18 protein-coding genes are annotated in these 22,328 nt (G+C 62.6%); 2 read left to right on the top strand and 16 right to left on the bottom strand.

What is annotated here, in order from left to right; all coding sequences use genetic code 11:
• Window positions 1-63: 63 nt before the first annotated feature.
• Window positions 64-609, top strand: a complete 546-nt coding sequence (locus PQR42_RS29345) for a hypothetical protein (RefSeq protein WP_408386995.1) — start codon at window positions 64-66, stop codon at window positions 607-609.
• Window positions 610-893: 284 nt separating this feature from the next.
• Here PQR42_RS29345 and PQR42_RS29340 read toward each other — a convergent pair whose 3' ends face one another.
• Window positions 894-3,596, bottom strand: a complete 2,703-nt coding sequence (locus PQR42_RS29340; RefSeq protein ID WP_408386996.1) for a GNAT family N-acetyltransferase — start codon at window positions 3,594-3,596, stop codon at window positions 894-896.
• Window positions 3,597-3,963: 367 nt separating this feature from the next.
• Between PQR42_RS29340 and PQR42_RS29335 the strand changes: the two genes are divergently transcribed.
• Window positions 3,964-4,839 carry a LysR substrate-binding domain-containing protein gene (locus tag PQR42_RS29335; RefSeq protein WP_408386997.1) on the top strand — a complete coding sequence of 292 codons (876 nt, stop codon included), beginning with the start codon at window positions 3,964-3,966 and terminating at the stop codon, window positions 4,837-4,839.
• A 106-nt stretch (window positions 4,840-4,945) separates the two neighbouring features.
• Here PQR42_RS29335 and PQR42_RS29330 read toward each other — a convergent pair whose 3' ends face one another.
• The 15 genes from PQR42_RS29330 to PQR42_RS29260 all read right to left on the bottom strand — a co-directional run bounded on the left by PQR42_RS29330 (window position 4,946) and on the right by PQR42_RS29260 (window position 22,288).
• Window positions 4,946-6,547 (bottom strand): peptide chain release factor 3, encoded by a 1,602-nt coding sequence (locus tag PQR42_RS29330; RefSeq protein WP_095422018.1) that lies wholly within the window; start codon window positions 6,545-6,547, stop codon window positions 4,946-4,948.
• 288 nt (window positions 6,548-6,835) lie between these two features.
• The gene (locus PQR42_RS29325; RefSeq protein WP_408386998.1) at window positions 6,836-7,930 is read right to left on the bottom strand and encodes a fimbrial protein; all 1,095 of its coding nucleotides are present in this window, start codon (window positions 7,928-7,930) and stop codon (window positions 6,836-6,838) included.
• A gap of 6 nt (window positions 7,931-7,936) precedes the next feature.
• Window positions 7,937-10,588 (bottom strand): fimbria/pilus outer membrane usher protein, encoded by a 2,652-nt coding sequence (locus tag PQR42_RS29320; RefSeq protein ID WP_408386999.1) that lies wholly within the window; start codon window positions 10,586-10,588, stop codon window positions 7,937-7,939.
• A gap of 227 nt (window positions 10,589-10,815) precedes the next feature.
• Window positions 10,816-11,559: a fimbria/pilus periplasmic chaperone gene (locus PQR42_RS29315; protein ID WP_408387000.1), complete on the bottom strand. Its 744-nt coding sequence runs from the start codon at window positions 11,557-11,559 to the stop codon at window positions 10,816-10,818.
• A gap of 93 nt (window positions 11,560-11,652) precedes the next feature.
• On the bottom strand, window positions 11,653-12,222 hold the full coding sequence (locus PQR42_RS29310; protein WP_408387001.1) for a fimbrial protein: 570 nt from the start codon (window positions 12,220-12,222) through the stop codon (window positions 11,653-11,655).
• A 435-nt stretch (window positions 12,223-12,657) separates the two neighbouring features.
• Window positions 12,658-14,040, bottom strand: coding sequence for an MFS transporter (locus PQR42_RS29305; RefSeq protein ID WP_408387002.1), 1,383 nt, complete (start codon window positions 14,038-14,040; stop codon window positions 12,658-12,660).
• A gap of 121 nt (window positions 14,041-14,161) precedes the next feature.
• Window positions 14,162-15,601, bottom strand: a complete 1,440-nt coding sequence (locus tag PQR42_RS29300) for an NAD-dependent succinate-semialdehyde dehydrogenase (protein ID WP_408387003.1) — start codon at window positions 15,599-15,601, stop codon at window positions 14,162-14,164.
• Window positions 15,598-16,635, bottom strand: coding sequence for an aldo/keto reductase (locus tag PQR42_RS29295; RefSeq protein ID WP_408494323.1), 1,038 nt, complete (start codon window positions 16,633-16,635; stop codon window positions 15,598-15,600). The genes PQR42_RS29300 and PQR42_RS29295 overlap by 4 nt, the downstream gene beginning before the upstream one ends.
• 88 nt (window positions 16,636-16,723) lie before the next feature.
• Window positions 16,724-17,248, bottom strand: a complete 525-nt coding sequence (gene fae / locus PQR42_RS29290) for a formaldehyde-activating enzyme (protein ID WP_408387005.1) — start codon at window positions 17,246-17,248, stop codon at window positions 16,724-16,726.
• A gap of 614 nt (window positions 17,249-17,862) precedes the next feature.
• Entirely contained in the window at window positions 17,863-18,153 is a 291-nt protein-coding gene (locus PQR42_RS29285; protein WP_408219482.1) for an H-NS histone family protein, read from the bottom strand.
• Window positions 18,154-18,288: 135 nt separating this feature from the next.
• Window positions 18,289-19,488, bottom strand: coding sequence for a serine hydrolase domain-containing protein (locus PQR42_RS29280; protein WP_408387006.1), 1,200 nt, complete (start codon window positions 19,486-19,488; stop codon window positions 18,289-18,291).
• A gap of 247 nt (window positions 19,489-19,735) precedes the next feature.
• Window positions 19,736-19,939, bottom strand: coding sequence for a hypothetical protein (locus tag PQR42_RS29275; protein WP_408219583.1), 204 nt, complete (start codon window positions 19,937-19,939; stop codon window positions 19,736-19,738).
• Entirely contained in the window at window positions 19,936-20,232 is a 297-nt protein-coding gene (locus tag PQR42_RS29270) for a hypothetical protein (RefSeq protein ID WP_408387007.1), read from the bottom strand. Before PQR42_RS29270 ends, PQR42_RS29275 begins: the two co-directional genes overlap by 4 nt.
• Before the next feature lie 226 nt (window positions 20,233-20,458).
• Window positions 20,459-20,719 (bottom strand): hypothetical protein, encoded by a 261-nt coding sequence (locus tag PQR42_RS29265; RefSeq protein WP_408219477.1) that lies wholly within the window; start codon window positions 20,717-20,719, stop codon window positions 20,459-20,461.
• 87 nt (window positions 20,720-20,806) lie between these two features.
• Window positions 20,807-22,288, bottom strand: a complete 1,482-nt coding sequence (locus PQR42_RS29260; protein ID WP_408387008.1) for a sigma-54 interaction domain-containing protein — start codon at window positions 22,286-22,288, stop codon at window positions 20,807-20,809.
• Window positions 22,289-22,328: the final 40 nt, after the last annotated feature.

Below are 22,328 nucleotides of genomic sequence, written 5' to 3'. Positions count from 1 at the left end.
GAATGGCGACCCTCTCAAAAATCACGCCGCATGGGTTCGCTCATGCGCGCTCATCGACAAGCAATGGCGAAACTTCTGACCGATTCCGAATTCCAGCGTTTTTCCGAACTTCAGCAGAAGCAGTCGAGCTTCACGATCACGCCCGAAGAAGCCGACGAACTGCGCGACATCGTCGCTCATGCGCAAAAGCGCCGCGACGACCGCGCGGCGGCGATGCAAAGCATCGAGACCTTCATTCAGCAATTCGACATCAGCCCGGACGAACTGTTTTCGCCGGAGCAGATCGGCGAAGCCGCGCGCACGTACGGCCTGATTCCGGCCGCGAAGAAAGAGCGCATGCTGCCGCCGCAATTCACGTTCAACGGCAAGCCGTATCAGTGGACGACGCGTGCGCTGCCGGACGATATTCGCGTGCCGTTGTTCGATGCGTTCAAGGCGGGTGAATCGGTGAAGTCGTTTATTGCGACGCCGAAGGATGCGGGTCGTTGTGCGGCGACGATCGCGCGTTTGGAGCGTGAGACTGGGGCGGTTTATGGGGATGCGTGGCTGGAGGAGTTGGCGGTGACGCGGTCGCAGGTCGATGAGGCTGCTGCCAAGTTGGCGGCCTGAGGCCGCTCGCGCCCCTTCTGGCTTCTTGTGGTGTGAGGGCTTCAGCGCCTCTCGCCGCTTCGATCACCGCCTTGAGCGCCTTGGCCCGCTGTGCCGGCGGCGCGGCGGCAATCGGTCCCACTTAGCGCGGTGAGCGCTCTTCATGTTTCCTGCGGCGTGAGGCATTCGGCGCCTCTTGGCGCTTCGATCGCCGCCTCGGCAGCCTTTGGCTGCCTTGGCTGCGCCGTCCCACTGTGCCGACGAGCGCCGCTGATCTGTGCAATTCAGCGCTTTGAGTACTCCGCCTAAGCGCTTGCCTCTGTCGCTTTATCCAACGCCATTCTGAACCCGACCACGCCCGGATCCTCCGTCCGCGTAATCGTGAAACCGCTGGCTTTGGCGAGCCCGATCATCGGGGTATTTTCGCGCAGCGCCTCGCCGACCAGCCAATGGATCCCGCGCGCCCGCGCGTATTTGATGATCCGGTCCATCAGCAACTGGCCGAGGCGCCGGCCTTTCTGATCCGAGCGAACCGCCACCGCGAATTCAGCGGTTTCGTTATCAGGATCGGCGACCGCGCGCACCACGCCCAGCGTCCGCGTGAAACCTTCTTCGCTCTGCACGGTGGCGATCAATGCCATTTCGCGGTCGTAGTCGATCTGCGTCATGCGCGCGAGCTGCGAGTGGTCGAAGCTGCCCACCGCGCCGAAAAACCGCAAGCGCAAATCTTCGGGCGTCATCGCTTCGACGAAGTCGTGATGCGCGGCCTCGTCTTCCGGACGGATCGGCCGCACCGTCACCCGCGCACCCTGCCAGTCCAGCGTTTCTTCGAAGCGGCGTGGGTACGGCACGATTGCGAGGCGGCTGCGCGTCGGCGCAATTTTCAGCGTGGGGTCGACGACCGCCACGCGATCGCGGTACACCCTAAGCGTCAGCGCGAGACCGACGAGTTCCTTGACGTCGCACACGGCTTGTGAAAGCGCCGTCAGCCCGGCCAGGGCCGGCTCTGGCGCAACCAGCCGCGCGTACGGCGAGCGCGTAACCATGTCGCGCGCAAGCATCGGGTTGAGCGGCGGCAACCCGTAGACGCGCAACGGCTCGGACACGCCGTCGGCCGATGGTGTCGTGAAGCGGAAGACGGGGCCGAAGTTGTCGTCGTCGTGGAGTTCGACGGCGATGTCGACGACCGGTTTGGTAGACGAGTCGGCGCTTGCTTCCGGGCAGTCCGACGCCCGCGGTGCAGCCGAAGCTGCCGTTGAGGCTTTCACAGCGCGTTGTGCGCTCGCTTGCTGTTGCCGTTGCCGTTGTCCTTGCCCTTGCGCCGAACCTGCGGCAGCGCCCTTCTCCTGGCCCTCTCCTTGCGCGAAACCTGCCGTAGTGCCCTGCTGCTGCCCCTGTCCTTGCGCGAAGCCTTCCGTAGCGCCCCCCGCCGGTTCCTGCGCCGGTCCTCGCGCGGAATCTGCCGCTGCGCCCTGCGCCGATCCCTGCGCGACGTCTTGCGCAACTTCCCCCGCGCTGCCCTCGCCCGCACTTCCTCCTCGCGCTTCCACCCGCAACCCAAACCGCCCCAGAAACCGCGCCGCCGCTTCGCCGGTTAGTTGGTGCTCACCCGCGGCTAGCGCCGCGCGCGCCTGAGCCTGGGCTGCGTCGATGCATTCGGGAATTTGCGCCGGCAAACCCTCCGGCGTCTGCATCAGCAGTTCCCGGCCCATCCGGTAATCGACCAGCCGCGCGAAGGCCCGCGCAAGGCGCTGCGGCGTCGTATGAACCGGGATGCCCTGCGCGTGCAGCGCGTCGCGCGTGGCGGCATCCACGCCGCCGAAGAAGCACGCGAGCAAGCCGCGATAAGCGAAACGGTGATTCGCGATCAACGCCTGCGCCACTTCGCCGACCGGCGCGCCATGCGTCGACGCGTGGACCACGAAGGCCGTCCCGGTGCTGCGATGCTCCGCGAGCAGTTTGAGGGCCGTGCCGAAATGCTCCGGACGCGCGTCGTCGCCGAGTTGGAGCGGATTGCCGCCGACCGCGTACGGCAAAGTCTGCTTCAAGGCATCCGACGCCTCAGCCGGCCACGACGCGAGCGTGTCGCCGGCTGCGGCGAAGGCGTCGCAGGCGAGCGTCGCCAGGCCGCGGTCGCTCGTGATCAGCGTGGCCGTGGCGCCCGCCGCCACGCGGCCGACGCCGAGCGTCTCGATCTCGTCGAGCAGGTCGTCGAGCGCATCCACGCGCACCATGCCCGCGCGACGGAATGCGGCGGTGTAGAGCCCGTCCGCAGGATCGGCGCGGCCGGAGCGCAACGCCAGCACCGGCTTGTTGCGCGCCGCCGCGCGAGCCGCCGACATGAACTTGCGGGCCGCCCGCACGCTGTCCAGTTCGAGCAGGATGGCGCGCGTGCCGGGGTCGCTCGCCAGATAGTCGAGCACGTCGCCCGCGTCGACGTCCGCTTCGCCGCCGAGCGCCACGGCGTGCGAGAAGCCGAGGCCGCGCGCGTGCGCCCAGCCGAGCACCGCATTGGTCAGCGCGTTCGACTGCGACACCCACGCGACGCCGCCCGCCTTCACCGTGCACGACGGCGCGCCCAGATGCGCGCGCAACGCCGGCGACACCACGCCGAGACTGCCCGGCCCGACGATCCGTAGCAGATTCGGCCGCGCCGCCGAGAGCGCGTGCCGCAGCGCGAGCCGATCCTCATCGCAACGCACCTCGCCGACGATAATCGCCGCGCGCGTACCCAAGCCACCGAGCTTGTGGATGATGCCCGGCCACGTGGCCGGCGGCGTGCAGATCACCGCGACCGTGGGTGCTTCCGGCAGATCGCCGGGGTCGCCGATCACGGCGTGGCCGCCGAGCGTCTCGTACTTCGGATTGACCGGCCAGAGCGGGCCGTCGAAGCCCCCTTCCAGCACGCGCGCCCACACCATCGCACCGGTGCTGCCGGGCCGCTCGGAAGCGCCGATCACGGCGACGGATTTGGGTCGAAACAAGGCGTCGAGATTGCGAACGGTCACGGGCGCTCCGAAGACGGGTAGGGCGAGCCGGCCTGGCGGGAGGGCGCGCGTCTTCGTCAGCATAGGCGAAGTTGGGCGCTTGCGCGGCGCTTCTCCTCGACCACGAGTCAAGCACCTGATCGAGGCCCACGGTTCAGGACGCGCAACGGATATTTCTTATCGAGATCAAGCAAAACGACGGGCGCAAATGCGACAATCGCCAAGCCGCCACGATGGCGGTTTGGCTTGAAAAATCGCTGGCCGATGGCGGTTCGGATCGCGCGTGTAGGAGACAAACGCGCGGCTGGCGACGCAGCGCAACCAGAGTCCGCAGTCCGACCATTTGCCGGCCGAATCGCGCACGATTAAAAGTAACAGAAGGTGATTTATGCGGCGCTTGCCATCGCTGATCGCGTTGCGCTTCTTCGAAGAGACTGCTCGTCATATGAGCTTCAACCGCGCGGCCATTGCGCTGTGCGTGACCCAAGGCGCGGTGAGCCGGCAAATCAAGCTGCTCGAAGAATCGCTCGGCGCGAAACTGTTCGAGCGCGACCACAAAGGCATCCGTCTGACGCAAGCGGGCCTGCAGTTGCTGCCATGCCTGTCCGAAGCCTTCGACACGATCGAGCGCGGCTTTCGTCAAATCACGGCAGGCAAAGGGCGGCGGCGTCTCGTGCTTGCTCTGCCGCCCACTTTCGCCACGCAATGGTTTTCGCCACGGCTGGGTTCGCTCGCGGTGGAATTGCCCGACGTCGAACTGTCCGTTCGCACTGAGGCGCACGGCGACTTTCACTGCCAGATTCGCTTCGGCCGCCACGCACTGCCGGACGCGCACTCCGAATTGCTGATGATGGAGCGCCACGTGCTCGTCGGCGCGCCGCGCCTGCTCGCTCAACCGCTCGACGCGCTGCTCGAACGCATGCCGGCGCTGCATGTGCTGCACAACGACGCCAGGCTCGAGTTGTGGCCAAATTGGCTGGCGAAGGCGGGCATGCCGGCGCGTTATGCGGACAACGGCATCGAGTTCTCGACGCTGGAACAGGCGATTCGCGCGGCGAGCAAAGGTGCGGGGCTGGCGATCGTCGACCGCAACATGATTGTCGAGGAACTGGCGGACGGCAGTCTCGCGCAGTTTTCCGATGTCGAAGTGAGCGGGCCGTTTGGTTATTGGCTCGATATTCCGCAGCGGCATGTTGGGCTCGAACATGTGCAGGCGCTGGCGGGGTGGATGCGGGAAGAGGTGTTGAAGTTGGATCCGCGCTGATGAATTGCCGGTAGTCGTAGTGCCGATAACGCAAAAGGCCCCGTTTTTTTCGGGGCCTTTCGGTTTGCGCTGCTTTACCCGGCACTCACGTACCAGCGCGACGGATTTACATCGCCTTCTTGAACGGCGCGCCCGAATGCTCGCGCAATTCGTTGAACACGATCTTCGGCCACGCCTTCTGCGCGACTTCGATCTCCGATACATGCGAGGCTAGATACGTCGGTGCGTCCGACGCGTCGAGCGCGATCCGCGCCGCGTACGAATCGGTGAAGCGGCGCAATTCGGCCGCATCGTCGCAGGTCACCCAGCGCGACATACGGTAACGCGCCGGCGCCATGCGCACGTCGACCTTGTATTCCGTCGACAAACGGTGCGACACCACTTCGAACTGCAGTTGACCAACCGCGCCGAGAATCATCAGGCCGCCCACTTCGGGACGGAACACCTGAATCGCGCCCTCCTCGCCGAGTTGCTTGAGCGCCTCGCCGAGTTGCTTGGCGCGCATTGGATCGACCACTTCCACGGTCTGGAAAATTTCCGGTGCGAAGAACGGCAGGCCGACGAATTGCAGCTGCTCGCCTTCGGTGAGCGTATCGCCGAGACTCAGCGTGCCATGATTCGGAATACCGATGATGTCGCCCGGATACGCCTCGCTCACCGTTTCACGACGCTGCGACAGGAACGTCACCACATTGTTGGCGCGGAACGTCTTGTTCGTGCGCGTCACCTTCACGGCCATGCCGCGTTCGAAATGCCCCGAACACACGCGGATGAACGCCACGCGGTCGCGGTGCGCCAGGTCCATGTTCGCCTGCACCTTGAACACGACGCCGGTGAACTTCGGCTCGTCCGGCATCACCGGACGCTGCACGGTCATGCGCATGGACGGTGGCGGCGCCAGGTCGACCAGCGCGTCAAGAATTTCCTTCACGCCGAAATTGTTGATCGCCGAGCCGAACAGCACTGGCGATTGCTGACCGGCGAGGAACTGCTCGCGATCGAAATCCGGCGACGCGCCGGTGATCAGATCGATCTCTTCCTTCGCCTTGACCCAGGCATGGCCGAAGCGGCGTTCGCCTTCTTCGTCGCTGAGCGCTTGCAGCGTCTCGACTTCGCCGCCCGCCTTATCCTGCCCGGCGCGGAACAGGCGCACCTGATCCCGCTGGATGTCGTAGACGCCCTGGAAGTCCTTGCCCATGCCGATCGGCCACGTGAACGGCACGGCGGCGACGCCCAGATGCTGCTCGATTTCGTCGAGCAGTTCGAGCGGTTCGCGCACTTCGCGGTCGAGCTTGTTGATGAAGGTGACGATCGGCGTCTTGCGGCTGCGGCAGACTTCGAGCAGCTTGAGCGTTTGCGCTTCGACGCCGTTCGCGCCGTCGATCACCATGACGGCGGCGTCGACCGCGGTCAGCACGCGGTAGGTATCTTCAGAGAAGTCTTCGTGGCCCGGCGTGTCGAGCAGGTTGATGACGGCGTCGCCGTACTCGAACTGCATCACCGAGCTCGCCACCGAAATGCCCCGCTGCTTTTCGATCTCCATCCAGTCGGACGTCGCGTAGCGGTTGCTCTTGCGGCCCTTCACGGTACCGGCGATCTGAATCGCGCCCGAGAACAGCAGCAGCTTTTCCGTGAGCGTGGTCTTACCCGCATCCGGGTGGGAAATGACCGCGAACGTGCGGCGGCGTTTGAGTTCGGAGACTGACATCGGGTCTGGCGGTCACGGATAGGGGTTCGGGCGATTCCCGGCGGCTTGTGGCCACCGGTGTGCCACGCCATGCGCGGCGGCGTCGAGCTGCGGGAATTGGGCCGACGACCCGCATCACAGTGGCAATTCAGCCGCGTCGGAAACAGGTCACGAACGAGCGTTCGACAATACGGGAATCGCCAGCGCAGAACAGCGCAGGGAACGAATGATACACGTCATGGCGGCCGGCGTATGGAAACGACCTCCCTTGGAGGCAACTCAAGCCGATGAACGGGATCTCGATTCGAACTATTGATACGACATCGTGAACGTCGCAAGTGCCTTGACTGAGCCGGGCGAGACGGCGCCCGTCCGGATGTACCGTGCCTGCATCGGCACAAGCAATGCACCGGCCGGCGAGTTGCCAATCAGCCACTGATTGGTATTTCCGGGAGCAGCGGAATCCGGACCGAAGTAGACGGGAGAGCCAGTACTGTTTAGCACTTGAAGACCAATTCCCCGCGCGGTCGAGTCTGCCGTTAGCGTCAGCGTATTGCTCCTGTTAGACGGATTGACACTGTCGGTCAGCGTAATCGATACCTTCGCACCTGCGGCGCAAGCGAACGACAATTGAAACGGTTGTGGAGCAGCCACCGCGCCAATGCCGGAGGAAAATGCCCGCGTGTTAGCCGTGGGCAAGGAAACGGATAGGCTGGGCTGAGTGACCGAGCAGGTGGCGTGGACGAATAAGCCGGTTGCCGCCCCCGTATAAAGCGAACCCTTGTTCCATGACGTGTCTTGATCACTCGACGTATACGTGACCGATACCGTTGGCGCGGATGAAAGTGTCGTCGTGCCCGGGGCGAGCGCCCCCGTGACAACAAGCGTGGGGGTGACGGTTATGTTCGCGGTCATATATGGACCATCTAACGGTCCACTGAAAAAACAGCCTACCTGCGCCTTTCCATTTAGCATAACCACGCTTGCGGCGTTACATTGGGCCGAATTGAAGGTGTAGCGGACGCCAATGCCTGCGATATTCGTCTGGTAAACATCTGTGAATCCCGGCGCGAGTTGCGTCGTCGCGAAATTGGCATAGTTAGTCGCCGAAGTCACAGTGCTTACGCGGTTCACGAAGTGACAACTCATCTGGAACGTGCTGGGCGCGATGTTACCAAGTATCTGTCCGACCGACATGCCAACGGGCACAGAAATAGTGCCCGCCGAAAGCGTCAGGGAAATATTGTCAATTTCGCAAGCGATGTTTGCGTGCGCAGACGGTGAAAAAACCGCTCCTATCAGCGTGAGCGCAATGCCCATGAGGAATCGCAAAATCGAAAGATTGCGAACGACCCCAGAAGACCGCACCGCACTGCGGCAATAGATTAATTCGGCCATATTCATCCTCACTCAATTCGCTACGCCGCGCAACTCGGACTCACTGTCCGCGTCGGCCACGCGCACATCGCCGACGCAGTGTCCTTGTACCGAAACGTATGCCGTCTCGTGGCTACCTGCCTTCCTAGGCAACACATAATCTATCCTGCAATACTCGGCCGGAGCCGAACCCCACCTCACAAACAACGAGCCCTTGTCTTCCAGTCCGCGCGCAAAAATGCGGCTATCCTGCGCAACGACACCAACACTGCGCTGGTTTCCATCGAGCACATCCGCGCCGAACGGCAGCGCTTCACCGCCCAGGCGCGGCGCTCGAATCAACGCAGCGCGCCCCGTCACTGTCTTGTACTTCATCATCACCACCGAGCCAAGCCGCGGCACCGCATGCTCGGACGTCGACTCAAACTCAACGTCGCTCGACGAGCCTTTCGGATCGATATCCACCGTGTTCATGCTATACGGCGTGAGATAAGGCACCACCGCATAGCCACGACGGTCAACCTTCACCCCCGTCGCGCTCGACACCGTCGCGCCCGCGGCACCCGGCGCTTCGACGATGCCGAACGTATCGCCGACCGTTTGCGAGAACGTCACGCCGCCCGGATGCGCGACGATCGAGCCGCTCACGCCCGCCGAGACCTGCGTCGAGTTGCTTCCCGCACTCGCCGACGCGGTCATCTGCGCATAAGGCGCACGATAAACACCGCTCACACCGCCGTTCACATTTGCACCCGACGACGAACCCTGCCCCGCCGTCCCGTACGCGTTATACGAGTACTGGTTGTGATCGCCCGCCGATCCGCTGATATTCGCCTGCATTGTGCCTGCGCCGCTACCCGCGTTCAGGTTCGTCGTCAGCACCGGCGCGTGCTGCGTGTGGCCGAGAGGAATCGTCGCGCTGAGCATGATCTCGTTCGACAACGTGCCGTCCGAGTTGCGCGTACGGCCCGCCGTCACGCTGTATGTACCGAACTTGAAGCCATTCGAATAACCAGCCTGATAGAACACGTCGCTGCCGGGCCGGTTCCAGTAATGCTGCGACGACGCCGTCAAGAACACCGAACCGTGGTTGTTGCTCAGGTTCTGGTTCACCGTCAGTTGCAAACGGCCACGTTGACGGTCGGCGGCATTCACGTCCCCGCCGTGCTGCGCGAGGTCGCGCAACGTCGCAGCGTCCGCGAAGTTCAGATAACCAGCGTCCGAGTAACGGTAAGCGCCCACCGAAATATTCGTCCCCGTCGGGTCAATGAACTTACTGTAGCCGATATGCAGGCTGTTGCCATGCAACGATTCGTGACCCGGCACTTCGGTGCGTGCGGCCGTGATGTCGGCGGCAACCGCACCGTACTTCGTGTTCAACGCCGCGCCCATGTTCGCCGCCACGTATCCACTCGACGCGATCGCGCCGCCGTACAGCGTGACCAGATTCGTGAGGCCGCGCTGCATCGTGAACTGTGTGAAGCCGGGCTTCGTCTGCAGCGAGTCGTCGCGCAACTGGCCAGCCGTCACCGCAAAACGCGTCGTGCCGGGGCGCAATGATTGCGCGACCGCTGCGTAGGGCACCGTGAAGCTCTTCGTGCGGCCGTCCGCTTCGGTGACGGTCACGTCGAGATTACCGCCGTAACCGGTTGCATAGAGGTCCTTGATCTCGAACGGACCCGGCGACACGCTCGTCTCGTAGATCACCTGCCCATTCTGACGCACCGTCACGCGCGCATTCGAATCCGCCGTGCCTCGTACGACCGGTGCGTAACCGCGCAGCGATTCGGGCAGCATACGGTCGTCCGTTGCGATCTGCGCGCCGCGAAACGACACGCTGTCGAATACGTCACCTGTCGTTTGCGCATCGCCGAGTGTCACTTGCGAACGCAGCTTCGCGACGTCGTGCTGCACGTAGGTAGCGATGTTGTCGAATTGCATTGCCTGGCCCGTCGCCGCCGATACCGAAGACTGATGACGGAAATGCCACGCTCCGATGTTCACGCCGGCGTTCAGGCCGAGATACTCCTGCGTCGAATGCACGCCGCCGCTATTCGACTGGTAGGCGTTCGCGTTGTAGCTGACGAAGCCGGCGTTCACGCCGTTCTCCCACAACTCGGGCGGCACATACCCGCGCGCCGAGTTGCGCATGTATTTCTGCGGTACCGTGATCGCAACCTTCTGTTCGGTGAAGTCGAACTCGATACTCGCTTCCGGCACTGCTGCGGCAACGTCGATGCAATCGTTCGCTGCGGACTTCGTCGCGCCTTCGTTGCGCTCAGCGTCGACCTTCGCGAAGTCGATGCCATAGCCTTCGAGCGTTTTGCGATCGAAGCATGCACGCGCGCTTTCGCCATCGCGCGTCGCGACGAAGCGCACGTTGTCGTGTGCTACGCGCACATCATTGACCAACACGTCGACCGAGTACACGCCGGGCGACACGGTATTGCCACGCGCAAAGCGCGAGACATCGACGGTCTGTTTCGCATCGGTCTGCAGGAAGGTCGTGTCGAACGTGACGGCACTGGCTACCTGCGCTGCATCCTTTGCACTGACGCTTTCCTGCGCCATATAACCCAACACCGCAAATACCGAAAGCACGACAGCAGTGACCGGCTTGAGGCCGAACGAACCGCAATCGCCGTTGGAGTGGGAATTCGATTGAATTTGACGCGAGGATTTCATGACCGTAACACCGCTTGCAGAAAACTTCGGCCTCTTGATGAGGTACAAGTCGATGTTATGGATTTACGAAATAGGAATATCTAGGACGGGTCTGAATTACGAGATAGGCGATGAAGGCGCGCGGGGCGCCGCGTATCGCGGCCTGCGCGATACCGACGGGCTTGAACGGGGACGAGATGGGCAGCGTGAAGCCGCCCTCTGCGATGACGCGAGGAACGGGCCTCGCGTTATTGGCTCAGCGTCGCATCGCCCTCGATGGGGCCGCCGAAATCGCTGATGGCGGTGTAGTGGACCTTGGCGCTCCCCTGCACGCCGGTCATCTGCGGCACGGGAATGATCTGCGTGCCGTGCGGCGCCACCATGCCGCCGCTGTCGTTCTTGTACGTGTGGCCGTTCGCCATCACATCGATCGCGCTGAACGACACGTAATAGGCGCCCGGATTGGACACCGCCAACGCCTGCCCTTTGCCGTTTGGCGCGGGCACGACCTTCCAGTCGAGTTGACGCGGCGCCTCTTCGGGCCGGCCCGGCAGCTTCGGCGGCCGCACGAACACCTTGATCCGCGTGCGGTACGCGAACTGGAGCGTGTTGGCGTCGGTGGTGTTCGCGGCCTTGGGCGGAATGTCCAGCACGTTCAGCCAGTAGACGGACTCGCGGTCCTGCGGTAACGCTTCGCCGCTGTACATCACACGCAGCGTCTGCGATTTCTGCGGGTCCATCCGGAAGATCGGCGGCGTGATCACGAACGGCACCTTAGTCTCGCCTGGCTTCGCGTCGGCGTTGCCGTCGTCCATCCACACCTGTACGAGCGACGGGTTGCGGCTATCGTTTTCGAGCTTGACCGTGACTTCGCGCTGATCCAGCGGATACACGACCCGCGTGCCACCGATCGTTACGCTCGCGTGCGCCGCGCCCGCGAACAACGCACCCGCCAGACCCGCCACCGCCATCCATCGACGCATCGCTTTCATCACCGCTCCTCTTCTTTCAAGCTTGATCACGACTAATCTCAAAATTAGTCCATAAAAATGGCGTTTGCCGCAACAAACGCCGTTTCTTGCTACTTATTGATATTGCATCGTGTACTGAACCGACGACGTCACCGAGCCTGCTACCGCCTTGCCGGTCGCAAAGTACTGAGCGAAGTACTTCACCGTCGCGTTGCCCGCGGCAATCGGCGCGCCGTTGGTGGCGATGTCATTATTGGTGCCGCTGAGGATGTTGATCGGTTGCATATTCGCGTTCAGCAAGCGGATTTCGACGTTTTGCGCAGGGGCTACCATCGACTGATTGGCTAGGTAACCGGTTGATTGATCGACGGTCGACCCGTTTTCGAAGTGCGCGATCGCCTTGGTGGCCACGCCGGAGCAGCCGCTCAACTGCATCTGGATGGCACCCGCGCTGGTCGTGCCGGCAGTCGCGCCTAACGTTGCCAATGCGCCTGCGGAAACCGGCGCCAGCGTGACGGCGATATCGGCCGGGGTGCCGGAGGTCATGCCGTTGATCGAGCAGGTCGTGTCCGAGACAGCGCCCTGGAACGTAATGGTGCCGTCCGAGGCATGGGCCTTCATCGAAAACAGGGCGACTGCACCCATGGCGGCCACGAACAGTCCGGAAATCATGCGTTGTTTCATTTTAAGCTCCTGAGATTCAATCAATTAAACGGTTTCGGATTCAGCGGCCACTTCGTATCGTCACGTCGAACCGCCCAGGTTATCGCTGCTTTCGCTTGACTCCGTGTCTGTATCCACCGAAGCGTTGATCACCATGAATAGAATCTTAAAAAAACACGGCCCGACAGTCGCTCAGACGAGTCTTAAATTAATGGGATAACGTTAAGAGCACGACACGGCATCCTTGCCGCTTCTGGTATAGCTTTGCGGGAGTCGACAGGACTTTTTGCGATGCGTCAGGCGCTGCGGATTAAGAAAAATCCTAGTCTTCGGCGGGCCGCTCATCGCGTCGCATGGCAAGCAGATTTTTCCCCGCAGGCCTTGACGGGCGGTCCAAAACAAAAAACCCGCCGCATCGTTGTCGATGCGGCGGGTTTTCTACAGCGTTCTAGCGAACTAAGCGCCGCTAGCTTCGTTCAATGTCAAATGCTTCGTCTCCGGCGCCCACGCAATCGACACCACCATGCCGATCAGCAACACCGCCGCGAGCACCATCATCGTAATGTGGAAGCCCAGATGCACAATGCCGACCGGCAGCAGAAACGTCCCCACCGCCGACCCAAGACGGCTGCACGCAATCGCAAGCCCGACACCGCAGGCACGCACCTCAGTCGGAAAACACTCAGGCGGAAACACGCCAACAAGATTCGAGAACGCCGACATGGTGAGCGTGAAAATCCCAAACGCGACGATCATGCCGAGCGTCGCCGACTCCGGCAGCAGACTCAACGCGATCAGCGAAACGCACGTCACCGCGAACGAGCCGATCAGGAAGACACGACGCGGCAATTTGATGGTCAGCCAGATGCCAATCAACGCGCCGAGCACGAGAAATCCGTTCAGCAGAAAGTCCGCGCTCGAATCGTTGTTCAAATGAATCGCCTTCAGAATGGTCGGCAGAAACGTATAAACCGCAAAATACGGAATGACGAGACACACGAAGAACGCGCAGTTAAAAATCGTGCGGCGAATCAGATCCGGCTTGAACAGCCGCATGAAGCCACCCGCCGATTGCGCAAGCTCGTCGTGACCCCCATCCAGAATGACGTTCGCGCCGAAATGCTTCAGCACGATCGACTTCGCTTCCGCGGTGCGGCCTTTGCCATGCAACCAGCGCGGCGACTCCGGCGTGCCCATGCGCAACACGAGAACGATCAACGCCGGCACACCCGCCGACGCCAGCAACCAGCGCCATGCATCCGGCGAAGCGTCGGCGTAATGCATGCCGAGCACATTCGCCACCACGTAGCCGATCGTCCATACCACGCTGAACGATCCGAGCAAGGTGCCGCGATGTTTGCGCGGCGAGAACTCCGCGAGGATCGCATGGCCCACCGCAAAATCGCCACCCATGCCGAAGCCGATCAACACGCGCAGCAAACACAACTCGAGCGGCGAGCGCACGTAGAACTGCGCAAACGCGGCCGCTGTGATGATCAGAAAGCTCAGCAAAAAAATCTTCTGGCGTCCCAAGCGATCGGACAGCCAGCCGAATACCAGACTGCCGATGAAAATGCCCATCAACGCGGAACTGCCGATCATGCCCATCCAGAAGGCGTCGAGCGGCATCTGCCGGTTCAGCGACGCGAGCGCGTAGCCGATCGTGCCGAGCGCGAAACCTTCGGTGAAGTGCGCGCCGAACGTCAACCCGGCGATCTTGACGTGAAAGGCGTTCAGCGGAACGTCGTCGAGAGGAATGGGGCCGTGCGAGGACGCCGCTGCCGCCGGCAAAGTGGGGGCGAGGCCGAGAGTGGCCGCCTGCATATCCTGATTACTCACGCTGTCTCCTTCGTTAGTATGGATCGCCGGGCGTGGCTGGCGTGTGGCCGGTCGCGTCCGATTGCGTCATCCGCCCGTGCGGCATGTGTGTGCATGCCCCGACGGACGCGCGGTGTGAAGATCAGCGTCCGAGGCCGCCCATCATCATGTACTTCAGTTCGGTGTATTCATCGAGTCCGTACTTCGAGCCTTCGCGACCGAGGCCCGACTGCTTGACGCCGCCGAACGGCGCGACTTCCGTGGACACGATTCCTTCGTTGATGCCGACCATGCCGCTTTCCAGCGCTTCGCCTACGCGCCATGCCCGAGCCAGATCGCGCGTGTAGAAATACGCCGACAAGCCGAACGGTGTGTCGTTGGCCGCGGCGACCGCTTCCGCTTCGGTCTTGAAGCGGAAACACGCGGCCACCGGCCCGAAGGTTTCTTCCTCGGCGATCAGCATCGAACTGGAAGCGTCGACCAGAACGGTCGGCTCGTAAAAGGTGCCGCCGAGCGCGTGCGGTTTGCCGCCGGTCAAAACCTTTGCGCCCTTTTGCAAAGCATCGGCCACGTGCGTTTCGACCTTCTTCAGCGCAGCCTGATTGATCAGCGGACCTTGTTCGACCTCGCCTTGCAACGCGTTGCCGACGCGCATCTTGCGCACCGCCTGTGTCAACGCGGACGTGAACGCATCGTAGATACCGTCCTGCACGTAGAAGCGGTTGACGCACACACACGTCTGCCCCGTGTTGCGAAATTTCGAAGCCATTGCGCCTTGCACAGCGGCGTCGAGATCGGCGTCGTCGAAGACGATGAAGGGCGCGTTGCCGCCGAGTTCGAGCGACAGCTTCTTCAACGTATCCGCCGACTGCTTCGCCAGCAACTTGCCGACGCGCGTCGAGCCGGTGAACGACAGCTTGCGCACCACATCGGATTCCGTGAGCGCGCCGCCGATCGCTACGGCATCGCCGGACACGATGTTGAACACGCCAGGCGGAATGCCCGCCCTCCCGGCCAGCACCGCCAAAGCGAACGCGGACAACGGCGTTTCTTCCGATGGCTTGAGCACCATCGTGCAACCGGCCGCAAGCGCCGGACCGGCCTTGCGCGTGATCATGGCGAGCGGGAAATTCCACGGCGTGATTGCCGCGACCACGCCGACCGGTTCGCGCGTCACGATGATCTTCGCGTTCGGATTCGGACTCGGGATGACGTCGCCATACGCACGCTTCGCTTCTTCCGCGAACCATTCGAAGAAGCTCGCCGCGTAGCCGACTTCGCCGCGCGCTTCGGCAAGCGGCTTGCCTTGCTCGAGCGTCAGCAGTTCAGCGAGCGCGTCGCGATTCTCGAGCATCAACTCGCCCCAGCGTTTGACGCGCGCGCTGCGTTCTTTTGCGGTCAGCGAACGCCATGCGGGAAACGCGCGCTCGGCAGCCGCGATGGCCTGCGCGGTTTCCGCCGTGCCACCTTTGGCCACTTGCGCGACGACCTCGCCGGTCGCGGGATTCAACACGTCATAGGTGTCGGCGCTTTCGTACCACTCGCCGCCAATGTAATGCCCGGTGCGGAGAAATTCGTTCATGCCGCTTTCTCCAACGTTTCGACGAACATGCCCTGCGCAAGGCGCGGTTCGCGCGCAATGCGTTTGCCCGCGGTGTAATCGTTGATCAGATCGCACGGCGTGTAGTTGCGTTCCAGCTCGAACAGTTCATCCGCTGAGAGCGTCGTGCCGAGCGCGGCGAGCGCGCTATCGAACTGCGCCGGCGTATCCGCGCCGACCAGCATGCTCGCGACGCCGCCGTGATCCAGCACCCACGCCTGCGCGATCTGCGCAGCGGAAACGCCACGCCGCGCGGCCACGCGCGCCACCGATGCGGCAATCTCCCGCGAAGCCACATCGCCATACATTTGCGCGGTGAAGAAGTCGGTTTGATTGCGCGTCGAATTCGGATCGCACGTCAACAGCCCGCGCGCCAGCGGACTGAACACGGACACGCCCACGCCCTGATCCTGGCAATACGGAATCATTTCGCGCTCTTCCTCGCGGTACGCCAGATTCAGTTGCAATTGCATATTGATCGGCTTGTGCCAGCCGTTGCGCTCGCAGACCTGCATGATCTTGGCGAACTGCCACGTGTACATGGTCGACACGCCGATATAACGCGCTTTGCCGGCGTGCACGATATCGTTGAGCGCGCCCATGGTTTCTTCGACCGGCGTATTCACGTCGAAGAAATGCAGCATGTAGATGTCGACGTAATCCATGCCGAGACGCGTGAGCGAGCCGTCGATGCCGTCCATGATGTGCTTGCGCGAATGACCGCCGGCGTTCTGATACGCGCCCATGTCATAACCGACCTTGGTGGCCACGACCATTTCCTCGCGACGCGCGAGACGCTTCAGAATGCGGCCCACTACTTCTTCGCCCACGCCGGTCGAATAGAAATCGGCGAGGTCGATGAAGTTGACGCCTGCTTCGAGTGCATGACGAATGATCGGCTCGCTCTGCGCTTCGTCGAAAATCCACGGCTTCCATTGCGGCGTGCCCATGTTCATCGTGCCGAGGCACAGACGCGAAACCTTCAGACCGGATTGGCCGAGGCGAATGTATTCCATAGTGCGTGTCTCCTTCCTGATCGGGATCCGGCAGCGCGGACAGTTAGTTGCGCATTCCAGGACGCGCGCCGAGCCGCGCTGCGTGCCATTAACGTTGCTTGGGTGTGTAGAACGGGTTCGATACGTCGCGCGCGGCGGCGAATACTTCATCGCGGTGCGGCAGGCCCTTCATCGCCGCGAGGATCGCGTTCTTGCACGCGCGGTAGTTGTTCTTGAAGACGGCGTCGAGATCATCGGTCGACGGGCTGACCCAGTTCGCCGACACCACCACCCAGTCGTTTTCCGCTTCGGGCGGCAGCGTGCCGTTCTCCAGCGACTCGGCCACTGCCTTCGCAATGCCGGCTTGCGAGGCGCCCCACGTCGCGTTGCCGTGGAAGTCGCTGCCAATCTGCGCCTTGTTCACATAGAGCGTGAGCGGCTTGGTCGGCACACCCGGACGCGCGATCACGACGAACGGCGCATGGCCCGCCGAAGGCGTCGCCAATGCGGTGGCAAAGGCCTGCCCAGCCGGACCGTTGCGCGGGCCGACCAGCACGTTGATGTGCGCGAGATTGACGCCGGGGCCTTCGAATCCTTCGCCGATAAAGAGTTGTTTGTCCGTCGATGCGCTCATGGTCTTTCCGTCGAGGTTGAGTGGATGGCCGATTGTGGCGTTCGGCATCCGCGACCATGTATCGATGAGTTTTGATGCGGGGTATGAGAGGAACTCAACTCCGGGTTAGTCCCGAGCACAGTGGCCTGCGGGTATCAGAAAGCGCAAAGGTGAGGGTTTTCGGGACTCTCGCACGTGCACGCTTGAATCGCCGCAAAGGTGAGCGTATCGATGATCGGTCGCGCACCTACGCAGCGAATTCTGCACAGCGGTTTAACGCGGCGGACACAACTGAAGGAGACTCAAGCGTTGTCCGCAGCGATTCTTCGCAGAGCCTGGGAACGCCCGCCAGCAAAGGCTGGCGCGGGTTTCGGAGGAAGTGGGTCAGTCACGTCGGCCTGCAGCGGCAGGCTTGCCCCAAGGTGCGCGATTCGATAAAACCAGGCTCACCGAAGCAACCAGGCTTTGAGTTGGCCGCGTGGCCGAACTCACGACTCACGCGCCAGGTTCGCGCGAAAGGTGAGCGTTTTCGGGACCTGCTCAGCCGTGTGAGAAAGGTGCGAGAAAAACCGCACGCGACATCACTTTAGACAATCCGGCGCGCGACGAACGGACACGTCATGCGCTTAAGCACTTCAACCTTCGATCAGAAAGCGCTCGCGATTCTTGCCCACGAGCCAAGCGGGCGAACGACCGCGGCCACTCCAGGTCTCGCCGGTTTTCGGGTTGCGATACTTGGCGACCGAGGGCGTCTTGCGGGCCGCGGTGCCCTTGCTGGTGAAACCCAGTTCTTCGGCAGTCAGGTCGTACTCGGCCACCTTCTGCTTGATCTCGGCGATCGCCTGCGCAATTTCCTTCTCGCGCGCCGCCGCGACTTCCTTGTGGAGTTTTTCGAGCTGGGCAGTCAACTGCTTGTACGAGGCCATGACAGGTGCTCCGATCGTTTTGACGAGAACTGAAGTGCGGACACTATCAGACGAATAAATTGCCGGATAGAGAAGCCCGACACCGTGAGCGGGTAACACGCTTAAAAGACGCCGACCCGGACGCGGGCGGTTCGCTCAATCGTCAATTGCATCGTACACGCGGCGTTCGAAGTCCACTGTCATTGAAAACGGTTCGACGGAACGTCTCTGAATCAGCATCAGACCGATCAGGTCTTCCACGGGATCGGCAAACCAGCTCGTGCCATACGCGCCCGGCCAGCCGAACGAGCCCATCGAACGATAGCCGAGCGGCAGCTGCTGCGCCGGATCGTCGACGATGGACAAGCCGAGGCCGAACCCCTGACCTGCCCACAGCGCATGACCAAAGGCCGACACGCGGCGTTGGTCGCGCGTCAGAAAATTCGAGCGCATCAGATCGACCGAGCGGTGCGACAGCAAACGCGTCGTACCAACCCGTCCGCGACCGAGCAGCAGTTGTGCGAATTGCAGATAGTTCTGCGCCGTCGAAACCAGCCCGCCGCCGCCGCTCTGGAAGCGGTCCGGATCCGCCCACCGGCTCGCAGAGGGATGGTCCTCGACGATACGCTGCCGCGTGGCCTGTTCGACGCCATAAGCCGTGGCCAGCCTCGCGAGTTGCGCGTCAGGCACCCAGAAAGCGGTATCGCGCATGCCGAGCGGCTCGAAAATGCGTGTCCGGAAAAACTCGCCGAGCGGCATCCCGCTCACGCGTTCGATCAGCACGCCGAGGACATCGGTCGCGATGCCGTAGTGCCAGCGTGAGCCGGGTTGGAACATCAGCGGCAAATCCGCGATGCGGGCAAGCCAGGCGTTGCCGCCCATGCGCGCTTCGAAACCGTTGAAGGCGGCTGCGTAAGCTTCGGCCAGCGGGCCGGTCGCGGTGAAGTGATAGGCGAAGCCCGCGCGGTGCGTCAGCAGATCCAGCACGGTGAGCGACGATCTGGCGGGGTCGGTTTCGTCGAGCGGGCCGGCGGGGTCGCGCAGCACGCGCGGCGTGGACAGTTCGGGCAACCAGAGTGAGATCGGCGTGTCGAGGGCGAGCCGGTCTTCTTCGATCAGCATCAGGATCGCTGCGCTGGTCACCGGCTTGGTCATGGAGGCAATGCGGAACAGCGTGTCGCGCTCCATCGGCAACTGCGCCGCTTCGTCACGCAAGCCGAGCGGCTCGAAATAGCCGATCTCGCCGCGCCGCCAGACCATCGACACCACGCCCGCTACTTCCCCGCGTTCCACATAGCCTTGCATGGCGTTGGTCAGCGCCGTCAGCCGAGACGCGGAAAGTCCTGCTGGTTGCATGTTTGTCCTGAATCAGTGGATGGAGGTGGCGGCCTGCGCGCCCTTGCCTGACGTGCACCTTCCGTCCGCAGTCGGCGGACATCCGCTGCCTGGGCGCCGTTAGCGCGTGTGCAACAAACGACGCGGCTTGCACCGTGCCGAGACAACGCGCTACGCCGCGCAGGGTGCGTGGCCGTTGCGTTCATCATTTTTGCAGAAAACGTTACCCGATCGAAGGGCACGTCACAGCCGTCCACTGCGCACGCTTTCAGGCTTTCTGCCGCCGCTCCAGTGCCGAGAGCGCGGCGTTGAGCCGTTTGACGCGGGTCGCCTGCGACGGCACCAGTGCCGCGCCGGAAACGGAATCGATACGGTTTCGCCAATAGGACAGCGGGATGCGATCTTCCGCGGAGATATGCGAGATTACGTGTTCAAGATGTTCAATATCTTTTTCGAGTTGGTGATGATTCATTGCTTTCCCCGGATTACTCGTTGAACTATTTTCAATGCGTAAATCGAAGCATAAAGCGTGCCGCAATTACTCCCGGTTTTTGCCTGAAACGGAAAATCCTTCCTGGCACTTTCCGCATAGTCGACCAAACCGGCAAAACCTGCTTGCCACTTGAATCTTGAGCCACTGGCAAGAGAGTACTGCGGCAGAACTTCGCGTTCCGTTGGGTGCCGCACCGACTTGGCTAAACCGTGAAAATTGGGGCGTTTTTTAATTGCGCCCGGCGACAAGAAAAATAATGTGAAGCGTCGCATTAATACCCATTGCGCATCATAGACGCGGAGAGAATCCGCATTAGACGCAGGTCTTTATGACGGCCATACGCTTATCGTGACGACCTTGAAGCGTTGCGTGAACCAGTTTGCCGAGCGCGACTGAAATTGGTGCGGCGAATCGAGACGCCCGCATTCGCTGTCGAACCGCGGGCTGAAGGAAGAATGCTTGAGGCGTTGGTCGCGCCGGCCTTGCGCCGGCGAGCCGTTATTTCGCCCGGCAGGCGTAAATCAGGTTGAGCGTGCCGTTCTCAGTGGACTGGCGCACGACATCGAATGCGCCGCCGCAACTCGCGTTGGCCTGCTGCGAGCAGGAGTCGGAACCGGCGGGGCACTGCACCAGCGTCGTCGCGCGGCCGTCCGGCAGAAATAGCGGCGCGCTACTGCTGCAACCGCTCAGCGCGACCATGACGCCGGCCGCCAGCGTGGCGCAGGCCCGGCGCGCGAAGAAGGAGAGACTGCGTTTCATTTGAAACCCCGATCACGTCTTGTTTTTCGATCACGCGATTGTGCCACGCGTCAATTACGCTGCGTCAATCGCCATCGCCGAACGTTGTCACACGTCGATGCCGTAGGCCGCGATCTTCTTATAGAGCGTCGCGCGACCCATGCCGATCTGGTTCGCCGTCTCGATCACGCGACCGCCGTTGGCGCGCAAGGCGTCGCTCAGGAAACGCTTTTCGAAGGTCGCCATCGCCTCGCTCCACGACGCCGTTTCAGGCGTGCCGGCCTGCGCGCCTGCAGCGTGCGCCGACGGAAGCGCCTCGTTGGTGGAGACCAAATTCGGACGACGCCCGCCGCCGTGCGCCGAGCCGATAAACGGCGCCAGCGCCCGCGCATCGATCCGCTCGCTGTCGGACAGCATCACGGCGCGCTCCAGCGTGTTGCGCAATTCACGCACATTGCCCGGCCAACCGTACGAACACAGCAGCCGCAGCGCGTCGTCCTGCAATTCGAAGTGACTGCCGCCGCGCGCCTGCGTCGACAGATCCTCGAGCATCGCGTAAGCCAGTGCCTCGATATCGGAGGCTCGCTCGCGCAACGGCGGCGCATGGATCGTCAGCACGTTCAGCCGATAGAACAGGTCCGCGCGAAAGCGCCCCGCCGCGACCAGCGCGGGCAAATCGGCCGACGTCGCCGCGATGATCCGGACGTCAGCGCGCACGATTCGGTTCGAGCCCAGCGGTTCGAACTCCTTGTCCTGCAACACCCGCAGCAGCTTGCCCTGCAAAGGCAGCGGCATATCGCCGATTTCGTCGAGAAACAGCGTGCCGCCGTTCGCGAGCTCGAACTTGCCGACGCGCCCCTTGCGGTCCGCTCCAGTGTAGGCGCCGGGCGCGGCGCCGAAGAATTCGACTTCGAGCAAGGTGTCGGGAATCGCTGCGACGTTGACCGTCACGAGCGGCTGATTCGCGCGCGCCGAGCCGCCATGGATGGCATGCGCGAGCAACTCCTTGCCGGTGCCGGTTTCGCCGAGCAGCAGCACCGGGGATTCGAGCTGCGCCGCGCGGCGCGCCTGGCGCTTCACTTCGAGGCTGGCCGCGCTCGTGCCGACGAAACTGCCGAACGTGTATTTGGCCCGCCGCGCCTGCGCGAGCGACTGGCGCGTCGCGATCAACTCTTCCTGCACGCGCGAGTAGTGGGAAAAGAGCGGCGTCAGCGCCTTCAGTTCATCGAAGAGCGCGAAGCCCACGGCACCGACCGTGGCGCCGGCGTCGTCCTTCAGCGGCAAACGCGTCACGACGAGCGGTTCGCGGTCCGTTTCCAGAATATCGAGCAGAATCGGTTTGCCGGTGTTGACGACCTCGCGCATCAGGCTGTTCGGGATCACCGCTTCGCAATCGCGGCCGATGGCCTGCTCCGGGTCCGAAAAACCAAAGCGCGCCGCATAGCGCTTGTTGATCCAGACCACGCGCGCGTCGGCATCGACGATAAACGTGCCTTCGCTGAAATTTTCGAAGGTGCGGAAAAGCGAGTCCATCGCCCGGCGCAGTACGTCGCCGTAGGTGGCGGGAAGGCCCGCCCAGTCGTTCATCATGCTGTCGCTGTCTCCGGCTATCGTTTTATTATGCCTGTCT

Source organism: Paraburkholderia sediminicola (genome assembly GCF_046027355.1).
Taxonomy (GTDB): Bacteria; Pseudomonadota; Gammaproteobacteria; order Burkholderiales; family Burkholderiaceae; genus Paraburkholderia; species Paraburkholderia sediminicola_B.
This window is presented reverse-complemented; position numbering and strand designations above follow the sequence as displayed.